The sequence below is a fragment of the Rathayibacter sp. AY1E2 genome, assembly GCF_002932325.1.
GTDB lineage: Bacteria > Actinomycetota > Actinomycetes > Actinomycetales > Microbacteriaceae > Rathayibacter.
The window spans coordinates 172887-194329 of sequence record NZ_PSVO01000003.1; the positions used below are offsets into that span (position 1 = coordinate 172887).

Genomic DNA, 21443 nt, shown 5'->3' on the forward strand with positions numbered 1-21443 from the left:
TGGGCAGCTTCCAGCAGCCCAACCCCGGACCGCCTCCGTCCTCTACGGAGAACCGCGAATATCGGCCGTAGAACGGCGAACTCTGCGGCGGATGGCGGAGTATCTCGGAGGACCGAGTCCTACTCAGCCGCGGGGGCGGCGCTGCGGCGGGGTGCGCGCTGGGTGGTTGTGGTGACGACGGCGGTCGCGCGGGTGAGGTTGGGGCCGATGGCGTCGGCTTCGAGGACGCGGCCGGTGCGGCGGTTCTCGCCTTCGCCCCAGGCGACGGTGCGCTCGTAGCCGACGACGATCACGCCGTCTCCCTTGTGGAGAGAGGCGAGCACATGCTCGCCCAGCTCGAACTTCGCTTCCACGTAGTGCGTGGTCGGGGCGTCGTGCGGGGTCCACTCCCCCGCGCGGTATTCGCCGGTGTTCTCGATGACGCGCAGCTTCACGATCTGCACGCGGCCCGCCTGCACGGCCTCGGGGTCGGCGGCGAGGTTGCCGGTGATGGTCCTGGTGCTCATCTGACGTCTCCTGCTCGTGCGGTTGGTGGGTCCCGTCGACGTCGACGGGTTCTCGCTCGCGGCCGCGGCCGCGGGGGTGTCGGTGGGGTGTGTCTCGATGCCCCAGGACGCCAGAGCGTCGCGGTGGGTGACTTCGACGGGCGGCTCGGACAGCGCTCTGCGCTGTTCGAGCTCGGCGCGAGTGACGGTGAGGGCGGGGACGCGGCGCTCGTCGCCGTAGGCGAGGCGGTAGAGCCGGTCGGCCTCGTTCTCCAGCCAGTCGACTTCGCCTTGCCGGTCGGCCTGTCCGGCGAGGTACCCGGCCCGGTAGTCGTCGCCGGTGATGTTCGGGCCGGTCATGCGGCGTGCTTCTCGATGAGGTCGGGGCGAAAGCCCGACCAGTGGTCCTGGTCGCTCGCGACGACCACGGGGGCGGCGGAGTAGCCCAGCTCCTCCGTGACGTACGCGAGCGCTGCGGGGTTGGTGGTGATGTCGACGGTGGTGTACTCGATGCCCTTCTTCTCGAGCACCCGGTAGGTCATGGTGCACTGCACGCATGACGGTTTCGAGTAGACGGTGAGCATCAGTCGTCCCACCGGTCGCCGCGGTGCGGGTCGTGCTCGTCGTTGACCGGGGACCAGGCGTGCAGCTCGGCCCACTTCTCGGCGGCGTCGGTGTGTCCGGTCTGGGTAAGGATTCTCAATCAGATTTGTCAAGCCAGCGGGGGTGGTCTGGCTCGGTTGTTCTTCCTTCTCTCCCAGCGTTTTTTTGCCTGGAAGGCACGTAGTGCCGAGCAGGGTCGGAGGTGGGAGCGCAACCCGGAGGGCGGAGGAGGAGAGGTTGTCGGCGCGATGTGAGGGAGCGCAGCGACCGCGTGTCGAGAACCTCGGAGGAGCCGGCCGCGCAGCGGCTTGCGCGGACGCCGGAGGCCCGTACGCTGCCGAAGGCTTCCAGGCAAAATGCGCGCAGCGCACAGCACCGCGTCGACCGGAGGTCGGCGTCCATGTCAGTGCCCGCATCCGAGATCGTCTGCGCACCAGGAACGTGCTGCTCGATCGGGGTGCACGTGCGCTGTCTCTGTATGCAGCGCGTACCGCTGAGAAGCCGCATATCTCCGCGGAGCAGGCCGGTTCCGCCGCGCCACGGGTGCGAGCATGACCGTAGGAGGCCGGGATGCGTGACGCGGTGATGGTCGTCGAAGACGACGTCGAGATGGGCGAGCTCATCAAGCGGGGTCTTACCGGCGACGGCTATGACGTCGCCCTGTTCTCGAACGGGGTCGACGCGCTGAACGCGGCGCGAGAGGCGGACTACGCCGCCGCAGTTCTCGACGTGATGCTCCCCGGCATGAGCGGCTTCGAGATCTGCCGGCACCTGCGCGCGACCGGCGCCACGCTCCCGGTGATCATGCTCACCGCCCGCGACGCCCTGCAGGACCGCGTGTTCGGCCTCGACGCAGGCGCCGACGACTACCTCGCGAAGCCGTTCCACTTCGAGGAGCTCTCCGCTCGCCTACGAGCCATGATTCGCAGAGAGCACCTCACGAATCGCGCGCCGGTCATGATCGGGAACCTGCGCATAGACCCGTACGCCCACTCCGCGACGATCGACGGCGCCGTCCTGCCGCTGAGTCCAAAGGAGTTCGGAGTCCTCCGCGCGCTCGCGGCGCGTGCCGGGGACTTCGTGCCGCGGGAGGAGATCCTGCTCGAGGTGTGGGGGTCGGCGGACTTCGTGGACCACAACATCGCGGAGCAGTACGTCAGCTACCTCCGCCGCAAGCTGGCCGCGGGCGGCGCGTCGGTCGAGATCCTCACCCGTCGGGGTGCGGGCTACCGGCTCGGGGGGAAGCCGTGAGGTGGCGGTCGCTGTCGATCCGGGTGCGGATCACGGTCTCGAGCCTGCTGGTCGCGATGCTGTTCTTCGGGATCGTCGCGATCATCGTCCGTGAGCAGCTCGATCACATCCTCGACGAGTCCACCATCGAGCTCGTCCGCTCCGGGGCCTCGCAGGCGCTGATCGAGGAGAGCCGCGACACCGCTGAGGCGGTCGTGGGCGGGGTGAGCACGACACTGCTGATCGCCCTGGCGATCCTGTTCGTCGCGTTCGCCGCCACGTCCTGGGCCCTGGTCGGCCTCGCGCTGCGCCCCGTGGGGCGGATGCGCGCCATCGCCGACCGGCTGCGCCACGGCCGCTCCACGGAGCTGCTCCCCGTCGGGCCGGCCCGTGACGAGCTCTCCGACCTCGCCGCGACGCTCAACGCGCTGATCGAGGACCTGCGGGAGTCGGCGGACCGGGAGCGGCGGCTCGTCGCCGACGCGAGCCACGAGCTGCGCACCCCGCTCGCCGCACTGCGCACCCGCCTCGAGCTCGCCGAGCGGGTCCGCGACGACCCGGCGGCGCTCTACGCCGACGTCGTCGACGCGCGCCGCTCGGTCGATCGCCTCCAGTCCCTGACCGACGGGCTGCTGATCCTGTCGAGGATCGACGCCGGCGCGGTGGTCGGCGACGGCACGTCGACGGCTCTGCGCGCGGAGGTCGCCGACAGCGTCGACCGCGCCAGGATGCTCGCCCGCGACCGGGACCTCGCCATCGACTTCGTCGCCCCCGCCTCGACCGTCGCCGCCCGCTACCCGATCTCCCCGACCGACTTCGGCCGGATCCTGGACAACCTGCTCGCGAACGCCGTGACCGCGACGCCCGACGGCGGCAGCGTCACCGCGACCCTCGTCGAGCGCGCCGAGGAGATCGTCCTCTCCGTGGACGACGACGGCCCGGGCGTCCCCGACGGGTTCCTCGCGGTCGCAACCGACCGGTTCACCCGCCCGGACGCCGCCCGCTCCCGTGAGGGCGGCGCCGGCCTGGGGCTCGCGATCGTCGCCGGGCTCAGCCGGTCCGCCGGCGGTGAGCTCACGATCCGCAACCTCGTACCGCGCGGGCTCGGCGTGGAGGTCCGCCTCCCCGTGACGCGCCCCGACCTCACCCCTCGCAAGGAGAACCGATGATCGACCCTCAATCCCTGCTCGACGGCGCCGGACCCTGGGCGATCGCCCTGGTCTGCCTGATCGCGTTCGTCGAGACGGGCCTGCTGATCGGGTTCTTCCTCCCCGGCGACACCCTGCTCTTCTTCACCGGCGTCTTCGTCGCCACCGGCGTGATCGGCCTCCCGGTGCCGCTGGTGATCCTGATGGTCGCCGTGTCCGCGTTCCTGGGCGATCAGCTCGGGTTCGTCATCGGCCGCGAGACCGGCCCGCGCATCTTCGAGCGCAAGGACAGCGGCCTGTTCAGCCGCTCGAGCGTCGCCCGCACCCAGTCGTTCTTCGACCGGTTCGGCGGCTGGGCGGTCACGATCGCCCGCTTCGTCCCGGTCGTGCGAACCTTCGCCCCGGTCGCCGCGGGCGTCGGGAAGATGCACTACGCCCACTTCGTCGGCTTCAACGCCCTCGGCGCGGCCGTCTGGTCCACCGGCGTCATCCTCCTCGGCTTCTTCCTGGGACAGATCCCCGGCGTCGCGGACTTCGTCGGGAAGTACATCGACATCGTCCTCGTCGGCATCGTCGTCATCAGCCTCGCCGGCATCGCTCTGACCTACTGGCGGCAGAGGAACCGCGCCCGACGCGACGCCTGACCGCGGACATCAGAGAGTCGGCGCCGCGACGGCTCCGCGCGGCCTGCGGCCGACCGCGATCACGGCGACCAGCAGCAGGAAGACCACCAGGGCTCCGAGAGTGACCGGGCCGGTGCCCAGGCCGAGGCCGCTGGTGCTCACGGGGTCCGCGAGCCAGTCGCACACGGACGCTCCGAGCGGTCGGGTGACGACGTAGGCGGACCAGAACGCGAGGACCGCGTTCCTCCCCGTGAACCGGTGCGCGAGGGCCGGCACCGCGATGATCACCGCGAACAGGACGGCGGAGGGCAGGTAGCCGAAGCCGAGCGTCGACGCGGTCAGATCCCCGGCCGCCGTGCCGAGCGCGAACGTCCCCGAGACGGCCAGCCAGTAGAACAGGGCCCGGCGCGGCGTCGTGATCGAGTGGATCGACAGCGTCCGCTCCACCCGCCACCACACGGCGAAGACCGCCGCGAGAGCCGCCGCGAAAACGAGCGTGGAGGCGAGGTACGGCACGCCGGCGATGACGTGCAGCACGTCGGCGGCCATCGTGCCGAAGATGCTCACCATCAGCACCGCCAGCCAGTACACCCAGGGGATGTAGCGGCGGACCGCGAACTGCAGCGCGAGGGCCGCGAGGAACGCGAGCCCCGTCGCGCCGACCACGAGCACCGGGTCGAACGCGGTCGCGAGGAAGTCCGACGCCGTCTCGCCCATCCCGGTGGTCAGCACTTTCAGGATCCAGAACAGCGCCGTCGCCTCGGGGACCGTGGAGGCGACATAGCGGCCGGCGAAGACACCGCCGCGGGGTCGAGGAAGCGGTGCTCGGCGCGGGGCGGTGAGGTGCGTCATCCCGCCATGCTCGAGGAGCGTGCGGTGTCGGCGGCTGGGGTGTTCGCCGGGGTCGTTGAAGATGCACACAGCGACCCGGATTCCGGCCGAGCACGGCCGTCGCGATCCCTACTCTCGGAAGCGCTCGCGGGATCCCCCGCGACTCCTCTCCGACCGGAACGGACCCGATGGACATCCTCCAGGCGATCATCCTCGGCATCATCGAGGGGCTGACCGAGTTCCTCCCGGTCTCCAGCACCGGGCACCTCACCATCGCCGAGAAGCTGATGGGCCTCCGCGTCGACGACGTCGGGGTGACCGCGTTCACCGCGATCATCCAGATCGGTGCGATCGCCGCCGTGCTCCTGTACTTCCGGAAGGACATCGCCGAGCTCGCCGTCGCGTGGTTCGTCGGGCTGCGGCACCCGTCGCAGCGCAAGCGGACGAACTACCGGATCGCCTGGTACGTGATCCTCGGGTCGATCCCGATCGGGATCATCGGGTTCCTGGGCAAGGACCTCATCGGCGGAGGCCTGCGGAATCTGTGGGTGGTCGTCGCCGCGCTGCTCGGCTGGAGCGTCGTGATGCTCGTCGCCGAACGCGTCGGCGCCCAGACCAAGGACCGTCGCGCGATCACCCGGAAGGACGCGATCATCATCGGCCTCGTGCAGTGCATCGCGCTGATCCCCGGCGTCTCTCGCTCAGGAGCGACCATCAGCGGAGGCCTGTTCCGCGGGCTCGATCGAGTGACCGCGACGAAGTTCGCGTTCTACCTCTCCATCCCCGCACTCACCGCCGCCGGCGCCTACGAAGCGGCGACCGCCGCATCCGAGGTCAGCGCGAGCGTCGGCTGGATCCCCACGCTCGTCGCCACCGTCGTCTCCTTCGCCGTCGCGTACGCGTCGATCGCGTGGCTGCTGCGCTACGTCGCCGGCCACGGCTTCGGCGTCTTCGTCGGCTACCGCGTCGCCCTGGCCCTCGTCGTGTCCGGGCTGCTGCTGACCGGGACGATCACGGCGAGCTGACACCCGATTGCCCGGCGCCCTCGCGCCGGACACACTGGACGGCGACCGACGAATCGCCTCGTCCATCACTTCCTCGAAGGGGCACCCTGTGCAGTGGAATCTTGAAGTAGTCCCCGTCAGCGTCGAGGACGTCGACCGGGCCAAGGCGTTCTACGCCGACCAGGTCGGGTTCCACCTCGACCTCGACGTGCGGATCAGCGAAGAGATGCGCATCGTCCAGCTCACCCCGCCCGGCTCGCGCAGCAGCATCCAGCTGAAGACCGGCTCCAACCGCCTCGAAGGGCTGCAGCTCGTCGTCGACGACATCGACGTCGCCCGCGCCGAGCTCGCCGGACGCGGGGTGGACGTCAGCCCGGTGTCGCACTTCGAGGACGGGGTCCGCCTCGAGGGGCGTGGCGGCGAGTGGAACTCGTTCGTCTTCTTCACCGACCTCGACGGCAACACCTGGGTCCTCCAGGAACGCCCCTCCACCGGGTGACTCCGGCGGCCGTGGTCACGGCGGTCGCGATCTGCGCGGCAGTCTCCGTGGCCGCCCTCCGCGCCTTCGGAGTCGTCTCGTTCGCCCGGCCGGCGCTGGCGATCCTCCGCGGAGGCGCTCAGCTCGCGGTCCTCGCGGTGATCCTCTCGGGCGTCATCGCGGACCTCCGCTGGGTCCTGCTCTTCCTCGCGCTCATGTTCGGTGCCGCGGTGCTCACGGCGTCCGGCCGCCTCGGACGCACCCGGCGCACGGTCCTCGCCGTCACCGCGGCGATGGCGGCCGGGGTCGCGGTGAGCGCCGGGATCGTCTTCGGGCTCGGGGCCGTCCCGTTCACCGGCCGCTACGTCCTCGCGGTCGGCGGGATCCTCCTCGGCGGCGCGATGACCGTCGCCACCGTCACCGGCCGAGCGCTGGCCGCGACGCTCGCCGACCGCTGGGATCAGGTCGAGGGCTGGCTGGCTCTCGGCGCCCGGCCGCGGCAGGCCACGCTCGGCCTGGCGCGGGAAGCGGCCTGGACCGGGCTCGTCCCGCTGACCGACCAGACCAGGACCACCGGTCTCGTCGTCCTGCCCGGCGCGTTCATCGGCGCCGTCTTCGGCGGACTCTCGCCCGTCGCGGCGGGCGTCTTCCAGATCGTCGTGCTCGCGGGCCTGATCGCGTCCGGGTCGATCGTCGCCGTCGTCCTCCTGACGATCCTCCGCGGCGCCGTCGCGAGGCCTCAGCCCTGACGGTCCGTCAGCCGAGGGCCCGTCGTCGGGCGACCCGCCGCCAGAGGGGCGGCGGTGACGACACCCGCTCGGTGTGCAGCCGGACCGCGAGCGGCGCCCAGACGATCAGCGCGACACCTGCACCCAGGAGCAGCCCGCCGACGGTGTCGGAGATCCAGTGCGCACCGAGGTACGTGCGGCTGAGCATCATCGCCACCGTATAGAAGGCACCGGCGATCCGGACCCACCACAGCGGGAAGACGATCGCGAGGACCATCGCGGTCGTGGCGGCGTTCGCGCTGTGGCCGGAGGGGAACGAGCCGAAGTCGGCGTTCACGAGGATCTCCAGCGGCCGCGGACGACCGACCGCGTTCTTGAGGATCTGCACCAGCAGCCCGCTCAGCGGCGCGGCGATCGCGAAGTACGTCGCCGCCCACCGACCCCGCCAGACCAGCAGCCCCACGAAAACGACGAGCGGAATCACGATCGTGCCGACGATCCCGCCGCCGAGGCTGTTCATCACCAGCGACGGCACCAACCAGAACGTCGACCGGTGCTCGACGACCTCGTTCATCCACGCGGTGTCGAACCCGAACGGCTTGTCGTGCTCCCGGTAGAAGATCAGCGCGGCCAGGAGTCCGGTGAGCAGCACCGCGAGGCCCGCCGAGATCAGCGGCCAGCGTCGCGCCGCCCGATACGCGATCGCACCGTCTGTCGCGGGTTCCCGGTTCGGCATCCGTGTCGTCCTCGTCTCTCGACACGGAGCGCGCCGAAGGAGTCCACGCTACGAACGAGCGGCCCGTGGCGGCGGAGGATTCCCCTGCATCCGTTGTGAAAGCACAGAACCTCAGCGCATCAGCCCGGCATCGACCTGATCGCGTCGGGAGCTCCGGGTCGTTGTGAGCAAACACAACACAGCAGGGCGCATCCCAAGCCGCCGCCCACGTCCCGACTGCGACTCTGCGGGCATGGACACTTCAACGACGACGACCCGCTTCCCGGTGCACCGGCTGCTCAGCAAGGTCCCCGAGGTCACGATCTGGTTCTGGATCATCAAGATCCTCTGCACCACCGTCGGCGAGAGCTTCGCCGACTGGATCAACATGGTCCTCGGCGTCGGCCTCATCGCGACCGCCGTGATCTTCATCATCGTCACCGCAGTCGTGCTCGCGATCCAGATGCGGCTGCGCCGCTACCTGCCCGCCGCGTACTGGCTGACCGTCGTCGTCATGAGCGTCACCGGCACCCTGCTCACCGACATCCTCACCGACCAGCTCGGCGTCCCCCTCTGGGCCAGCTCCCTCGTCTTCTCCGTGCTGCTCGCGATCGTGTTCAGCGTCTGGTACTCGAAGGAGCGCACCCTCTCCATCCACAGCATCGACACCACCCCGCGCGAGGCGTTCTACTGGCTCACCGTCCTCGTCACCTTCGCGCTCGGCACCGCCCTCGGCGACTGGACCCTCGAGCTCACCGGCTGGGGCCCCGGCGTCTCGATCCTCTTGCCCCTCGCCCTGATCGCCATCGTCACGGGCCTCTGGCGCTACGGAGCGAACCCCGTCCTCGCGTTCTGGATCGCCTACATCCTCACTCGCCCCCTCGGCGCCAACATCGGCGACTGGCTCGGCCTCTCCCCCGACGAGCAGGGCCTCGGGCTCGGCACCTTCGTCACCAGCATCGTCTTCCTGCTCGCGATCCTCGCAACGGTCGTGTACCTCTCCCTCAGCAAGGCCGACGTCGACAAGGGCGCGGCCGAGCACCACACCCCGCCCGTCGCTCGGGAGCGACGCTCGCTCGTCGCGTTCGCGGTCCTCGCCGTCGCTGTCGTCGGTCTGCTCGCCTTCACGAACAGCCAGCCGCACACCACTCCGGCACCGGAAGGCGCAGCCCCGGCCTGCGACGCATCAGGGTCCTACTCCGCGGCCGACGCACAGGCGTCGGTACAGGCGGACTTCCCGGCCGCCGACGTGCAGAACTTCCAGACGATCACCGCCGACACCCTCGCCCTCGTCACCAGCGGCGACCAGGCCGGCGCGAAAGCCCGCGCCACCGACCTCGAGACGGCATGGGACGACGCCGAGCCCGCACTCAGCGCCGCGAACTGCCAGACCTGGACCTATGTCGACCAGCAAATCGACCCCGTCCTCTCCTCCATCCGCTCCAGCAGCCCCGACCCGGCCGCCGAGACGACGAGCATCCAGGACCTGCTGACCACCCTGACCGGGAAGTAGAGAGGTCGGAGCGAGAGACCTCCTCTTCCGCGAACCGCCCCCGGTGCCCCGCTTCCCTCCCTGGGACGCTGGGACGCCGGGGGCGTTCTGCGTCCAGCCGGTCGACGCCCTTCCGCCTCGGACGCCGAAGTGTCGAGGCCGGCTCTATCCCGTTACCCCGACGACGACCGGACGAGGAGCACTCCGGCGCAGTAGCTGCGCACCGAAGAGCGTCCCGACCACGACGAGGTACCCGAGCCAGGCGGCGAAGCGGGCGGCGCTGGGATCGGGCGCGACGTTGAAGATTCCTGCCAGGACGACCCCGTACCAGCTCGTCGGCGGGATGAGCGACGACATGTCGAACAGCGCATTCCCCTCTCCGGGGATGAGGCCGGCCTCCTGGAAATCGTGCACGGCGTAGCCGAGCACGCCCGCCGCGACGATCACCAGGAACCATCCAGTCCACGCGAAGAAGCGGCCCAGATCGATCCGGACGAAGCCGAGCGACAGAACGACGGCGAGGACCGCCGCCGTGAGCAGACCGAGGACCGCGCCCCACGCCGCGGCTCCAGCGTCCTGATTCGAGGACACGGCCGCCCACAGGAAGAGTGCCGTCTCGACGCCCTCGCGCGCGACGCTCACGAAGCCGAGGACCGCGACCCCGAGAGCACCGCCCGCGATCGCTACTCGTCCCTCGAGATCGCCCTTCAGGGTGCGGGCGTTGCGCGCCATCCAGAAGATCATCCATGTCACCAGAGCCACCGACAGGACCGACAGCGTCCCACCGAGGATCTCCTTCGCCTGAAAACTGAGACCGTACGGACCCCACGTCAGCGCCGCGCCAACTCCGAGCGAGACGGCGATCGCGAAAGCGACGCCGAGCCACAATGCAGGGATCAGGTGCCGGCGGCCGGTTTTCGTCAGCGCGGCGATCAGGATGCCGGCGACAATGCCCGCTTCAAGGCCCTCCCGAAGAGCGATCAGATAATTCGAAAGCACGCAGCATCACCTTTCACCGGAAGTTTGGTGAGGCTTACCTTAGAAATTGACGCTGCCATTGAAGCTGGCATGCCGCTGTGAACCGCTGTACATCCACACAACGGCTTTCGACCTGTTTTCGCCTCGAATTCCTTGCATCTCACCGATGTTCGCGTCGGTTTCGTGCATCGACGGCATAGCGCACCGCGCGTCGTTGCGGCGTCATCGTGGAGAACCACCCGGCGCGACGACCGGGGGCTTGAGCGGAGGCAAGGCCCGCAGCTTCAGTGATGCGGAACCGGCGGGGTCTGTGGGTGGAGGGCTGTAACGGGTCTGGTCACGAAACATCGCCCAGATCACGTTGATTCGTCGCCGAGCGAGAGCGATCAGTGCTTGCTTGTGAGACTTGCCTTCCTGTCGCTTGCGTTCGTAGAACGAGCGAGAGACTGGGCAGTTTCTCGAGGCTATGAATGCCGCCTGGAAGCAGGCGTTCAGCAGACGTCGGTCGTAGCGGCGGGGCCGGTGGTGGTTGCCGGAGATCTTCCCGGAGTCACGAGGCACAGGAGCGAGGCCCGCGAAGCGGGCCAGGCGGTCGGGCGTCTCGAACGCGGCGAGGTCGGCGCCAGTCGCGGCGAGGAAGTCTGCTGCAAGCCTTCGGCCGAATCCAGGAGTCGAAACCAAGAGCTCCGCAGAAGGACTGCCCTGAAGCACGGCATCCATTTCCGCCTCGAGGTCGGCCAGCTCGTCCCGGATGCGCAGCAGGTCGTGCGCAGACCGGCTCACCAGCCGAGCCGCAGCCGCCTCCCCAGTCACGGTCGAGGTCTGCTCGCGCGCGGCATCGACCGCGACTTTGGCCACCGCCGTGGACTTCCAGCAGCCCTGCCCCTTCAACCATGCCGCCAACCTGCTCTCCCCCATCCGCCGGATCACTCCAGGCGTCGCGTACCGGGTGAGCAGTACCAGCGGTCCCCTGGTCGTCGCGTAGTCGAATGCTCCCTCCAGCGACGGGAAGTAGTGGACCAGGATGGCGCGCAGCCGGTTCACGGCGCGGGTGCGGTCGGAATAGGATCCCCCGAAACCCTTCTATGAGTCAGAGTCAATTCAGGCGTAGCAGCGCCTGTCGCTGGCCGGACTAGCTCAAATTGTCCGGGCGCCCCGTAGCCGCCCATCGGGAGGCATTGGCCTGGTGGCGGTAGAGCGTCGCGCGACTCCACCCGACGAGCCGCGCGGCGTCCTCGGGGCAGTGCGGCCGCGAGCTCGCCCGTCGGCGGCGATCAACAGGCGACTCCGACACGATCCAGCGCTCGGCACGCGCCGCACTGGAGCTGGTCGATGCTCCCCCTCAATTCCGGTTCCATCGGGACGTCGGCATTGTGCGCGCAGATCCCAAGACGCTGCGCCGCCTTCGTCGCTGGGCAAAGTAGGCCAAACCACTCGCACTAGCAGCAACAGCCCGTGGGACTCCCTTGAGCCGTACTCGCCTGGCCACGCCCATCCACGTTGACCAAAAAGAAAGAGGAGCGCTCGTGACTGACGACATCAGCTTGCTCTACGACGCCGAGACGGCTGACCGCGCCCTGCGAGCTTTCGTGGAGAAGATGGTCGGCTTCACGGGACTCGACATGTGGACCTTGTTCTGCAGTATGGAGCGCGACTCGAACGTCGAGGGCGTCCCCGACGACTCAGGGCTGTGGACCGACTGGATGTTCGAGCTGTGGACCGCGAGCGGCTTCACATACGACGTACCCGCAGCAGAATTCGTGAGCTTCGCGGCCCCACCGAGGCGACAGGACGTCACGAACTCCTACTACCCCGTCACTGTGCAGGTTGGCGTCAGCGTGTACCCAGTCAAGATGATGCTCGGCACCGACTCGCTCTGGCCAGCCGAGGCGTCGTCTCTCTCCCGCCCCGGAGGGCGGACCGAGGGAGAGCACTTCGACCTCATCGTCCGAAATCTGCACCTCCTCCTGACCCGGAACCCCGACCTCGAGGACAAGCGCTCGATGCTCGGCCTCCTGTCCTCCTGGGACGTCCCCGGTGCCAGCACGCACCGCGGACCTACCCGGGTGAGGTAAGCCACTGGTGGGGAGTTCGGTTACGGGTCTCCCGACCCGGCCGCCGTGCTTACCCACAGACCTCTGGGGTGACACCAGCCCTCGGAACTGACCGGTTGACGATCGTGCACCGGACGGATTCGCTAGTGGTCCTCGCTCGCCGGTCCTTCTGTGTCAGCGAGGAAGGTGGCGGCGAGTCGAAGGACCTTCTGGCGGTATCGCTCGCCGGCTCCGATGCCTCGTGCGTCGAGCTCGTCATCGACCTCGACAAGGGGCTGCGCAGCTGCCGGTCCTTCGTGGCCAATGCGGTCGTGCACCCAGGAGGAGAAGGAGCGGAGATCCCAGTCCCCGTCGAGCAACCGGAGGCATGCGACGCGCAGCGCGAGAAGCGGGATCTCTTCCCCGTCCCGATCTAGCGGTCGCGCGCCCGCCTCGATGAGTGCCGCGAAGCTGAGGTCGAAGGCGTCGGCGGGAGTGGCGCTGGAGTAGAGAGACGCGAGTGCGACGAGGGACACGCCGTCACTCCCCGCTGCGAGAAGATCTGCCGCCAGAGCGATCACATCTCTGGGCTGGACCAGCCCGAAGAAGAGAGCGGCTGTCGCTTCGCGCAGGGTCGCGATCGAAGAGGCGTCACGGTCTTCTTTTGCGACCCGAATCCGGCCTCCTCCGACCAATTGATCACTGCGGCCCTGCCCTGCCGCCGCCGCAGCGGCATCAGCGCGACTCAACACATCGATCGGAACCGGTCGGTGACAAATCGGTCCGCTACTGAACCCATGCTCGAGCTCGTAGACGCACTCCGAGCACACGGGGCTGCCGACCAGGCCGGCGTCCGCGAGGTGCTCCACCCAGGGGTGCGAGCACTCACCACAAATCTCAGCGAGCAGAACCCGGAACCGGGCGCGGCGCGAACGGCGAGCGTCAGCTCGCCGGCGCCACTGCGAGAGGCCGACCATCACGTGAGCGTAGCGAGCGCGCCACCAAGCAATCGCGCGCTTCGCCTCATCCGCATCGCCTCTGGCGTCCCGTTTGGGGATTCCCATACGGACGGTAACTAAGGATCTATCCGGCGGTGATCAGCTCGCCGGGCGCACCGAGAGACGCGAGGTCGACATCGCCCTGTGACGTCAGGAGCTCTCCGCTGATCCCGTCGTAGACGGCGGTGAAGACGTCCACCCGATGGAGGTCGAAGCCATAGGGCGCGTCCGTTCTCTCCGCGGGCGCGTGCACGGTCAGCGCCCACACCGGCTCGTCCGGTGCGACCCAGTAGTGATCCGCGAGAGCGGGGTCATAAGCGGCGAGCTCCTCGTACGTGGTTCCGACCGCGTAGATCGGGTACTGCTTCTTCTCCTCCGCACTGAGCGTCGAGAGGAGTCTTCCGGTGCCGTTGGCCAGGTCGAGCGCCGGGTTCGTCAGCTGCTGGACGTCGATGATCGGTCCCTCAGAGGCGGCGGTGGCAATGGGGGTGCCCGGCGGACCCTCTGTCGGAACGGTGGGTGTCAGGGCCTCCGTCGCCTCCGATGGTTCGGCAGGCGTCTCGGTGGAGATGGGGGTCGTGCTGGCGGTGGCGTCGATGGTGACGGGGCCGGAGCGGATGCGCATCGTCGTGGAGGTCTGGGTGAGGCTGACGTCCTCGGCACCCAGGACGTCCATCAGCCACTGCTCTCGTTCGCCAGCGGCGGCGAGGCAGCCGACGTAGGTCGTCGCGGGGCCCCCGCTGACGACCCACACGGACGTCTGCAGCCCCGCGGACTGGAGGTCGTAGGCCAGCGTGTTGCACGGCCCGTCGACGCTGAGCTTCGACCGGCCGTCGATGCCGATGATGCGAAGGCTGACGGGGTGATCGAGCAGCCATCCGCCTGATCCTTGATCGCCGATGACCGAGGTGGTCTCGTAGACGGACCTGGTCGCGTCCTCGGCGCTGAGCAGCTCGCCGGGTATCTGCGTCGTCGGTGGGGAACCGGGGCTGCCGGCGCTCGTCGCGCATCCACTGACGAGGAGCGCCGCGGAGAGGCAGAGGATTATGAGGGGGAGGACTCTCGCCCGCCTGACGGTCACTGGTCCACTCCGGTCTGCGTCGCGGGCGGATTGGTGCAGTCGACCGCGGTGGTCAGTCCCGTGAAGATCTCGATCCGGCCGCCCTCCTGGCACACCTGAGTTCCTGCGAGGGAGAACAAGGCTGCGTCAGTCCCGTCTGCGTCGGTCCCCGTGAGCGCAGCGCACGCCGCTGCGAGCGACGCAGTGGACTGCTTCGCGGGCGTCTGGATCTCGCCCGACAGGGCAACGCCCTGCCCGTCCTGTTCCCAGCAGGTGACGGGCGCTGCGACCGGAGTGCCGCGCTCCGTCGTCACCGCCGTGAGGACTGCCGCGCTGAGGACGGCGCCGGCGATGCCGGCGAGCGTCACCGCCGCGGCCTGGCGAAGACGTCGGCGGCGGCGGATTCGGTCCGCGAGGCGTGCGCTGATGCGCTCGAGCTGCTCATCGCTCAGGTCACGACTGTCCATGGTCCTCTGTCCGTTCCGTCAGGGCTCTCGTCACCGATGCCCGTGCCCGCGAGAGGCGATTGCGGACCGTCCCGTGGGACAGGCCGAGGGAACGCGCGGCATCGCTGTAGCTGAGGTCGTCCTCGATGCACGCCGTCCAGATCGCACGGTCCGTCGCGCTCATCTGCTCGACCAGACGTCGCACGTCCAGCAGCCGCTCGCTCGCCTCCGCGTCGACGCCGCGAGAGGCGGTGTCGTCGGAGAGGGGCAGGTGGCGTCGGCGCTGCTCGCGGCGATTGGTCGAGAAGCTGAGGTTGCGTACCGTGACCAGCAGCCAGGGCAGCACCGACTCCCCCACGATGCGCACGCCCGAGCGGCGCTGCCAGAGCAGGAAGAAGCTCTCCTGCACGACGTCCTCGGCATGACCGGCGTCCGCGAGGAAGCTTCCCGCGGCGCGGTAGAGCGCGCGGCCGTGCATCCGGAAGAGAGCATCCAGCGCCGAAGGGTCACCACCGCGAAGACGATCCACCAGCGTCACCTCAGTAGCACCGACCATCCGACATCACCCCCTCAGTAGTGAATGCCCTCAGAGCACGGTTTCGTCTCAGACTGCACGGACGAACGTCGCCAGTCCCTCGATGTGTCTGTGAACGATCCCCTTACGGGGCAACGATCTGGAGACCCTCTTCGTCTTAGGCGCACTCTGCTTAGGCGAGACCCTGCTGAGAAGCCGAGTTCAGCGCCTACTGTGACGTGAGCGGCAGAACGAGGGGACTCATGCGACCACTTGAGCTGACTATCGGCACCCGCCACTTCTACCTCGCCGGCGAGACGAACCTCGGAGAGCTCGAACGTGCGATCGAGGAGGCTGCCCGCGTAGGCGGCGGCATGATCGAGATCCCTGGCCTGCAGCAGCACCGCGTCTGGGCGCTGATCACACCGAGCACGCCAGTTTTCCTGGAACACGTCGACCCGGCCGATGTCGGCCGTGATGACCACGACGGGCTCACATCGTCAAGCGACTACGACCTCCAGGGCAGCCTCTCGGGATGGGACGCTTAGCAGGCTGATCGACTCCGACCAGTGAACGATCCTTGTGTCGCCGGCGGCGCTCCTCCTCCGGACCTCGTCGTCAAGCGCTGCCGGGCGCTGCGAGCTCGCCGGTGACATACTGCGCTCGGCCGTAGCCGAAGGACCAGTCGGCTGCGGTGTTCTCGACGAAGCCGATGACGAGGTCGGCGCTGTCGACGCCGACCTCCTCGAGCGCGGCGGCGAGGGCGGCGAAGAACGCCTGCTTCTCCCCGGTGCTGCGGCCGGCCTGGGTGAAGATCTGGATGATGACGATCTGCTCGGACCGCTCGATACCGAGTCCGACGTCCAGGGCGGTGAGCCGGCCGGGCTTGTGCTCGGTGACGATCTGGAAGCGGTCACGCTCCGGGAGGCCGTACACCTCGACGAGGGTGCGCATCAGCGCGTCACCGAGTGCGGTGATCTGCTGGTCGGAGCGGCCCTCGATCAGGTCGATGCGGATGAGCGGCATGGTGATTCCTTCGGTCCGGGATGTGCTGGCACCGTAGCTCCCGGCCGGCGCTGGGCTCTGCCTCTTCCCTGCGTCTCTTCTCAGCCGGGGCAGCACCGACGGGATTGGGCAGGCTTTTCTGGCTAGCGCTTCCGAGGGGTGGGTGCTTGCATGGCCCTCATGTCGACCCCATTCACGCCTCAGCCCTCCTCGCCCCGCGCGGAACCGCACGACAGCGCGATTTCAGGGCGGCTGAACTGGTTGCGAGCGGGCGTGCTCGGCGCGAACGACGGCATCGTCTCGGTCGCCGCTCTCGTCGTGGGTGTCGCCGGAGCGACGACCGCCACGGCACCGATCCTGACGGCGGGCGTCGCAGGGGTCGTCGGCGGTGCGATCTCGATGGCGCTCGGCGAGTACGTGTCGGTGAGCAGCCAGAGCGACAGCCAGCGCGCACTGATCGCGAAGGAGCGGGTCGAGCTGGCCGAGGATCCCGACGGGGAGCTGGAAGAACTCGCCTGGCTCTATCGAGCGCGTGGCCTGACCCCGGAGACAGCGCATCAGGTCGCCCGCGAGCTGACCGAGAACGACGCTCTGACCGCACATCTGGAAGCGGAGCTCGGATTGAACGAGGAAGCGGTCGCCAGCCCGCTCGCCGCCGCCGGCGCCTCGGCGCTGGCGTTCCTCCTGGGAGCCGTGCTGCCGCTGCTGGCGATCCTGCTCCCTCCGCCGGACTGGAGGGTTCCGGTGACCTTCGCCGTGGTGCTGATCGCCCTCGCCGCGACCGGATACATCAGCGCACGGGTCGGCGGCAGCCCGGCTCTGCGCCCGATGATCCGCATCGTCGTCGGCGGCGCTCTGGCCCTCGCGGCGACGTTCCTGATCGGCCTGCTGCTCGGCACGTCCGGCGCAGTCTGATGTCCCGGATCCTCGTCGTCGAGGACGACCCGCAGATGGGTGCCCTCGTCGAGCGGGGACTGCGGGAGGACGGCTACGACGTGCAGCTCGTCGACAACGGCGTCGACGCGCTGATCGCCTTCACCGCGGGAGACGTCGATGTCGCCGTCGTCGACGTGATGCTGCCAGGGATGACCGGGTTCGAGGTCTGCCGACGGATGCGGGAGTCGGGCAGCACCGTCCCGGTCGTGCTGATCACGGCGCGGGACGCCGTCGAGGACCGGATCTTCGGGCTGGACTCGGGCGCCGACGACTATGTCACCAAGCCGTTCCACTTCGGCGAGCTGAGCGCCCGGATCCGCGCACAGATCCGGCGCCGAGCCAGCGGCCCGCAGCCAGTGGTCCAGATCGGAGCGCTGCGCCTGGATGCCCTGTCCGTGCGCGCGACGGTCCGAGAGCGTCCCTTCGCGCTGAGTGTCAAGGAGCTCACGCTGCTGCGCTTCTTCGCCGTGCATCTCGATGAGGTACTGACCCGGACGGAGATCCTCGCCGAAGTGTGGGGGTCTACGGAGACGTTCGAGCCGACCCTCGTGGATCAGTACGTCAGCTACCTCCGCAAGAAGCTCGCCCTCGCCGACACAGGCCTCCGGATCACGACCGTCCGCGGCGCCGGATACCGGCTGGAGCGCGCCGAGTGAGGCTGCTGCGCTCCCTGTCGATCCGCTCCCGGATCACCCTCGGCAGCCTCCTCGTCGCGCTGATCGGGGTCGGCGTGATCACCCTCGTGCTGCACGGGCAGTTCCGCAGCATCGTCGTCGCGTCCGAGGTGACCCTCGCCGAGGGCGACCTCGCCCCGTATCTCGCCGATCTGGGATCGGACCCGACCGAGACCCCCGACCCTCCGGCCGAGGGGATCCTGATCTTCGCGCGCGCTCCCGGCGGAGCGGTCCCCGTCGATACGATGCCGCACGACGTCCACGAGGTTCTGGAGCGCAGCACCGGCAGAGACGGCACCTCGACGGTGATGACCGACGAGGACGTCCGGTTCACGATCGTCTCCCGGACCCTGGACACGAGTGCGGGCACGTGGGAGCTGTGGGCGGCTCGCAGCGGCGCCGGCAGCGACCTGACCGTCGCGGCCCTGGACCGGACGCTGCTCGTCAGCGCCGCGGCCCTCGTGATCCTGTCCGCCCTCGCCGCATGGCTGCTCACCGGCGCCGCCCTGCGTCCGGTCGAGCGGATGCGCCGCACCGCCGCGTCGCTCGGCGACCGGCACGGCGGCGAGCTTCCCGTAGGCCCGGCGACTGATGAGCTGTCGGATCTGGCGGAGACGTTGAACGCGTTCATCGCCCGGACGCGGGACACCGCCGATCGGGAGCGGCAGATGGTGTCCGCGGCAAGCCACGAGATCCGCACGCCGCTGGCAGTCGTCATCACCCAGCTCGAACTCGCGCACCGGCACTTCGGCGACGCGGACGCCCTCGAAGAAGAGATCCGCGCCGCCGAGGGGTCCCTCGCCCGCCTGTCCCGCCTGGCGACGAACCTCCTGGAGCTCTCCCGGCTGGACGCCGCCCCGCCCGTCACCGCGCGCGCGACGGCGAGCGAGCTGGAGACCGAGCTGATGGACTCCGTCGACCGGCTGAGGACGATCACCGGCGGCACCGGCCCCGACATCGAGCTCGATACCGCGATCGAGCGCGCCGACGCGCCCTACCCGCTCTCGGTGAGCGCGTTCTCGCGGATCCTCGACAATCTCGGCGCGAATGCGATCGCCGCAACACCTCCTGCCGGACGCATCACCCTCCTCCTCGAGCAGCACGATTCCACCCTCGAGCTGAGCGTCCGGGACACTGGGCACGGCATCCCGGAGGAGTTCGTGCCGCACGCGTTCGAGCGCTTCTCTCGACCCGACGAGGCGCGCACCAGCCGCGACGGCGGCAGCGGGCTCGGGCTCGCCCTCGTCGCAGCTCTCGTTGACACCGCGGACGGATCGGTCACCATCGAGAACTGTCGACCCGCCGGAGTGAGGGTGACGGTCGTGCTGCCCGAGCGGTGACATGTGAGACCTCGAACACGAATCGGACTCCGGTGGGGAATCGGCACGCATCCCTCATAGTCGACACCAAGACTCCCCCGCGACGGTAGGAGCGCGCCCCCGGAAACCCGAGGTCGGCGCATGCGACACCGACCGGAGGGCGCCGCCGTGAGCACCACGATCCGACCGACCAGGGCACCCGCACCCCAGGCGCCGACCACGCTGCGGCGGTCGCAGGCAGACCGCGAGCGATCCCTGCGCCGGCGCCTCCGGTCCGCGGACACGCTCGTCACCGCCGGCTGGGTCTCGGTCGCCCTCGCCATCGCGCTCTACCTCGCAGCCGGCGGACCCGCGCAGGTCACCGATCTCGCCGGAGCCCTCACAGCCGCGGGGATCGTCGCCGGCCTGGTCGGCACCGACCTGATCCTGGTCATGCTCGTCCTCGCCGCCCGGATCCCCTGGATCGACCGCACCTTCGGCCAGGACACTGCGATGGCGCTGCACCGTCGCCTCGGCAAGCCCGCCCTGTACCTGATCCTCGGGCACGGTGCCCTGCTCACCGTCGGCTACGCCCTCACCGACGGGCTGACGCTGTGGAACGAGACGCTCGCTCTGTACTCCGGCGCCGACATGCTCCTGGCGCTGCTCGGCAGCACCCTGCTGGTTCTCGTCGTCGTCACCTCCCTCGTCGCCGTGCGCCGCCGCTTCGCCTACGAGGCGTGGCACGCGATCCACCTCCTCAGCTACGCGGCCGTCCTCGTCGCCGTCCCCCACCAGCTCTCCGCCGGCCAGGTCCTCGCCGGGAGCACCCCGCAGCGCGTCTACTGGATCGCCCTCTACGTCCTGGCGTTCGGAGCGATCGCCTGGTTCCGGTTCGCGATACCGGTCCTCACGACGCTGCGGCACCGGATCCGGGTCGAGGCCGTCGAGACGATCGCCCCCGGCGTCTTCTCCATCCACCTCTCCGGCCGCGACCTCTCCCGCCTCGGCGTGATCGGCGGGCAGTACGCGATCTGGCGGTTCTGGAGCCACGGCACCTGGTGGCACGCCCACCCGATCTCCTTCTCCGCCGTCCCGACCGACACCCGCGCGCGGATCACCGTCCGCGCACTCGGAGCCGGGACCGACCGGCTCGCACGACTGCGCTCCGGGACCGCGGTCTCGATCGAGGGCCCTTACGGGATCTTCACCGACGTCGCCCGCACCGCCCCGCGCCTCGCGATCATCGCCGCCGGCATCGGCATCACCCCCGCTCGAGCGCTCCTCGAGCACGGCGGCCTGCGCCCCGGCGAGGCCACCGTCCTGCTGCGCGCCACCGACGACTCCCAGACCTACCTCTGGGACGAGACACAGACACTGGTCCGCAGCAGCCACGGCGCACTGTTCGGGATGATCGGCCGGCGGCCCGCAGGGCTCGCGACGTGGATGTCCGCCGAGTCCATCGCCCGCGGTGTGACGCTCGCCTCGGCGCTGCCGGGCCTGCTCGACTCCGACCTGTTCGTCTGCGGTCCCACCGCCTGGGCCGACCTCGTCGTCCGCGACGCGCGAGCGGCAGGCCTGCCCGACCGGCAGATCCACGTGGAGAGGTTCGACTGGTGAGAACACGAGCAGCAGTCGCCAGCGTCCTCGCCTCCCTCGCCGTCCTCGTCTCCGGCTGGCAGCTCGGATCGGCCGGCGCCACCGATTCCCCGCTCGCCACCGGGACGAGCGCCACCACGGCCACGGACGGAGCGGCTCCCGCGGTGACCACGCCGACCCCGGCCTCCCCCACCCCGACGACGCCCACAGCGCCCTCCGCGGGCGCGACCACCGATCCTTCGGCAGGCGCGAGCTCGACGGCCACCGCTAGCCCGTCCGCCTCGACAGACGGCACCTGGACCGGCTCGTCCGTGGCGACCCGCTTCGGCGCTGTGCAGGTCGCGATCACCGTCGCCGGCGGGCAGATCACCGACGTCACGGCCGTGCACCTCACGGACAAGGACGGCCGATCCGTGTCGATCTCGCACCGGGCCGCGCCGATCCTGCGTCAGGAAGTCCTCGCCGCCCAGTCCGCGCACGTGCAGGCGGTCAGCGGAGCGACCTACACCAGCGACGGCTACCTCACCTCCCTGCAATCGGCGATCGACCAGGCCGGACGCTGACC

General features: G+C 69.5%; 25 protein-coding genes. 14 read left to right on the forward strand and 11 right to left on the reverse strand.

Annotated features, from left to right (window positions below; translation table 11 throughout):
• Positions 1–119: 119 nt before the first annotated feature.
• Both C5C49_RS04300 and nrdH read right to left on the reverse strand, forming a co-directional pair.
• The gene (locus C5C49_RS04300) at positions 120–845 is read right to left on the reverse strand and encodes a single-stranded DNA-binding protein (protein WP_104345507.1); all 726 of its coding nucleotides are present in this window, start codon (positions 843–845) and stop codon (positions 120–122) included.
• A complete protein-coding gene (nrdH, locus tag C5C49_RS04305) occupies positions 842–1072 on the reverse strand; it encodes a glutaredoxin-like protein NrdH (protein WP_056045893.1) in 231 nt (76 codons plus the stop codon). The genes C5C49_RS04300 and nrdH overlap by 4 nt, the downstream gene beginning before the upstream one ends.
• A 586-nt stretch (positions 1073–1658) precedes the next feature.
• Here nrdH and C5C49_RS04310 point away from each other — a divergent pair.
• The 3 genes from C5C49_RS04310 to C5C49_RS04320 are packed head-to-tail and all read left to right on the forward strand — an operon-like array spanning position 1659 to position 4110.
• A complete protein-coding gene (locus C5C49_RS04310) occupies positions 1659–2339 on the forward strand; it encodes a response regulator transcription factor (protein WP_104345508.1) in 681 nt (226 codons plus the stop codon).
• The gene (locus C5C49_RS04315) at positions 2336–3487 is read left to right on the forward strand and encodes a cell wall metabolism sensor histidine kinase WalK (protein WP_146084844.1); all 1152 of its coding nucleotides are present in this window, start codon (positions 2336–2338) and stop codon (positions 3485–3487) included. Before C5C49_RS04310 ends, C5C49_RS04315 begins: the two co-directional genes overlap by 4 nt.
• A complete protein-coding gene (locus tag C5C49_RS04320) occupies positions 3484–4110 on the forward strand; it encodes a DedA family protein (RefSeq protein ID WP_104239342.1) in 627 nt (208 codons plus the stop codon). The genes C5C49_RS04315 and C5C49_RS04320 overlap by 4 nt, the downstream gene beginning before the upstream one ends.
• A 9-nt stretch (positions 4111–4119) precedes the next feature.
• Here the strand turns inward: C5C49_RS04320 and C5C49_RS04325 are convergent, their stop codons facing one another.
• Entirely contained in the window at positions 4120–4941 is an 822-nt protein-coding gene (locus C5C49_RS04325; protein WP_104345510.1) for a hypothetical protein, read from the reverse strand.
• Between the two features lie 167 nt (positions 4942–5108).
• On the opposite strand from C5C49_RS04325, the gene C5C49_RS04330 reads away from it, so the two are divergent.
• The 3 genes from C5C49_RS04330 to C5C49_RS04340 all read left to right on the forward strand — a co-directional run bounded on the left by C5C49_RS04330 (position 5109) and on the right by C5C49_RS04340 (position 7151).
• On the forward strand, positions 5109–5945 hold the full coding sequence (locus C5C49_RS04330; protein ID WP_104345511.1) for an undecaprenyl-diphosphate phosphatase: 837 nt from the start codon (positions 5109–5111) through the stop codon (positions 5943–5945).
• Between the two features lie 88 nt (positions 5946–6033).
• Positions 6034–6423 (forward strand): VOC family protein, encoded by a 390-nt coding sequence (locus tag C5C49_RS04335; protein WP_104345512.1) that lies wholly within the window; start codon positions 6034–6036, stop codon positions 6421–6423.
• A complete protein-coding gene (locus C5C49_RS04340) occupies positions 6420–7151 on the forward strand; it encodes an ABC transporter permease (RefSeq protein ID WP_104345513.1) in 732 nt (243 codons plus the stop codon). The genes C5C49_RS04335 and C5C49_RS04340 overlap by 4 nt, the downstream gene beginning before the upstream one ends.
• A 7-nt stretch (positions 7152–7158) precedes the next feature.
• Here C5C49_RS04340 and C5C49_RS04345 read toward each other — a convergent pair whose 3' ends face one another.
• Positions 7159–7866: a phosphatase PAP2 family protein gene (locus C5C49_RS04345; protein WP_104345514.1), complete on the reverse strand. Its 708-nt coding sequence runs from the start codon at positions 7864–7866 to the stop codon at positions 7159–7161.
• Positions 7867–8098: 232 nt separating this feature from the next.
• On the opposite strand from C5C49_RS04345, the gene C5C49_RS04350 reads away from it, so the two are divergent.
• Complete coding sequence (locus C5C49_RS04350) at positions 8099–9358, forward strand: hypothetical protein (protein ID WP_104345515.1); 1260 nt, start codon at positions 8099–8101, stop codon at positions 9356–9358.
• A 144-nt stretch (positions 9359–9502) separates the two neighbouring features.
• Here the strand turns inward: C5C49_RS04350 and efeU are convergent, their stop codons facing one another.
• Together efeU and C5C49_RS04360 are read right to left on the reverse strand one after the other, a co-directional pair.
• Positions 9503–10336, reverse strand: coding sequence for an iron uptake transporter permease EfeU (efeU, locus tag C5C49_RS04355; protein ID WP_104345516.1), 834 nt, complete (start codon positions 10334–10336; stop codon positions 9503–9505).
• 201 nt (positions 10337–10537) lie between these two features.
• A complete protein-coding gene (locus C5C49_RS04360) occupies positions 10538–11359 on the reverse strand; it encodes a transposase (RefSeq protein WP_104345517.1) in 822 nt (273 codons plus the stop codon).
• A 482-nt stretch (positions 11360–11841) separates the two neighbouring features.
• Between C5C49_RS04360 and C5C49_RS04365 the strand changes: the two genes are divergently transcribed.
• On the forward strand, positions 11842–12390 hold the full coding sequence (locus tag C5C49_RS04365) for a hypothetical protein (protein WP_104345518.1): 549 nt from the start codon (positions 11842–11844) through the stop codon (positions 12388–12390).
• A gap of 122 nt (positions 12391–12512) precedes the next feature.
• Here the strand turns inward: C5C49_RS04365 and C5C49_RS04370 are convergent, their stop codons facing one another.
• The 4 genes from C5C49_RS04370 to C5C49_RS04385 all read right to left on the reverse strand — a co-directional run bounded on the left by C5C49_RS04370 (position 12513) and on the right by C5C49_RS04385 (position 15390).
• Positions 12513–13325, reverse strand: a complete 813-nt coding sequence (locus tag C5C49_RS04370) for a hypothetical protein (RefSeq protein ID WP_146084845.1) — start codon at positions 13323–13325, stop codon at positions 12513–12515.
• Positions 13326–13431: 106 nt separating this feature from the next.
• A complete protein-coding gene (locus tag C5C49_RS16870; protein WP_181127033.1) occupies positions 13432–14427 on the reverse strand; it encodes a hypothetical protein in 996 nt (331 codons plus the stop codon).
• Positions 14424–14873 (reverse strand): hypothetical protein, encoded by a 450-nt coding sequence (locus C5C49_RS04380; RefSeq protein WP_104257594.1) that lies wholly within the window; start codon positions 14871–14873, stop codon positions 14424–14426. Before C5C49_RS04380 ends, C5C49_RS16870 begins: the two co-directional genes overlap by 4 nt.
• Complete coding sequence (locus C5C49_RS04385; protein WP_181110593.1) at positions 14860–15390, reverse strand: RNA polymerase sigma factor; 531 nt, start codon at positions 15388–15390, stop codon at positions 14860–14862. Before C5C49_RS04385 ends, C5C49_RS04380 begins: the two co-directional genes overlap by 14 nt.
• Positions 15391–15629: 239 nt before the next feature.
• Between C5C49_RS04385 and C5C49_RS04390 the strand changes: the two genes are divergently transcribed.
• Positions 15630–15914 (forward strand): hypothetical protein, encoded by a 285-nt coding sequence (locus C5C49_RS04390; RefSeq protein ID WP_104325995.1) that lies wholly within the window; start codon positions 15630–15632, stop codon positions 15912–15914.
• Positions 15915–15984: 70 nt separating this feature from the next.
• On the opposite strand, the gene C5C49_RS04395 is transcribed toward C5C49_RS04390, so the two are convergent.
• Positions 15985–16392, reverse strand: coding sequence for a tautomerase family protein (locus C5C49_RS04395; RefSeq protein ID WP_104325996.1), 408 nt, complete (start codon positions 16390–16392; stop codon positions 15985–15987).
• 150 nt (positions 16393–16542) lie between these two features.
• On the opposite strand from C5C49_RS04395, the gene C5C49_RS04400 reads away from it, so the two are divergent.
• The 5 genes from C5C49_RS04400 (at position 16543) to C5C49_RS04420 (ending at position 21441) form a co-directional block, all read left to right on the forward strand.
• Positions 16543–17286 (forward strand): VIT1/CCC1 transporter family protein, encoded by a 744-nt coding sequence (locus C5C49_RS04400; RefSeq protein WP_104226515.1) that lies wholly within the window; start codon positions 16543–16545, stop codon positions 17284–17286.
• Complete coding sequence (locus tag C5C49_RS04405) at positions 17286–17963, forward strand: response regulator transcription factor (protein ID WP_104226516.1); 678 nt, start codon at positions 17286–17288, stop codon at positions 17961–17963. The genes C5C49_RS04400 and C5C49_RS04405 overlap by 1 nt, the downstream gene beginning before the upstream one ends.
• On the forward strand, positions 17960–19321 hold the full coding sequence (locus C5C49_RS04410) for a cell wall metabolism sensor histidine kinase WalK (protein ID WP_104345520.1): 1362 nt from the start codon (positions 17960–17962) through the stop codon (positions 19319–19321). Before C5C49_RS04405 ends, C5C49_RS04410 begins: the two co-directional genes overlap by 4 nt.
• Positions 19322–19468: 147 nt before the next feature.
• Complete coding sequence (locus C5C49_RS04415; protein ID WP_258068373.1) at positions 19469–20899, forward strand: ferredoxin reductase family protein; 1431 nt, start codon at positions 19469–19471, stop codon at positions 20897–20899.
• Complete coding sequence (locus C5C49_RS04420; RefSeq protein WP_104345522.1) at positions 20896–21441, forward strand: FMN-binding protein; 546 nt, start codon at positions 20896–20898, stop codon at positions 21439–21441. Before C5C49_RS04415 ends, C5C49_RS04420 begins: the two co-directional genes overlap by 4 nt.
• Positions 21442–21443 lie beyond the last annotated feature (2 nt).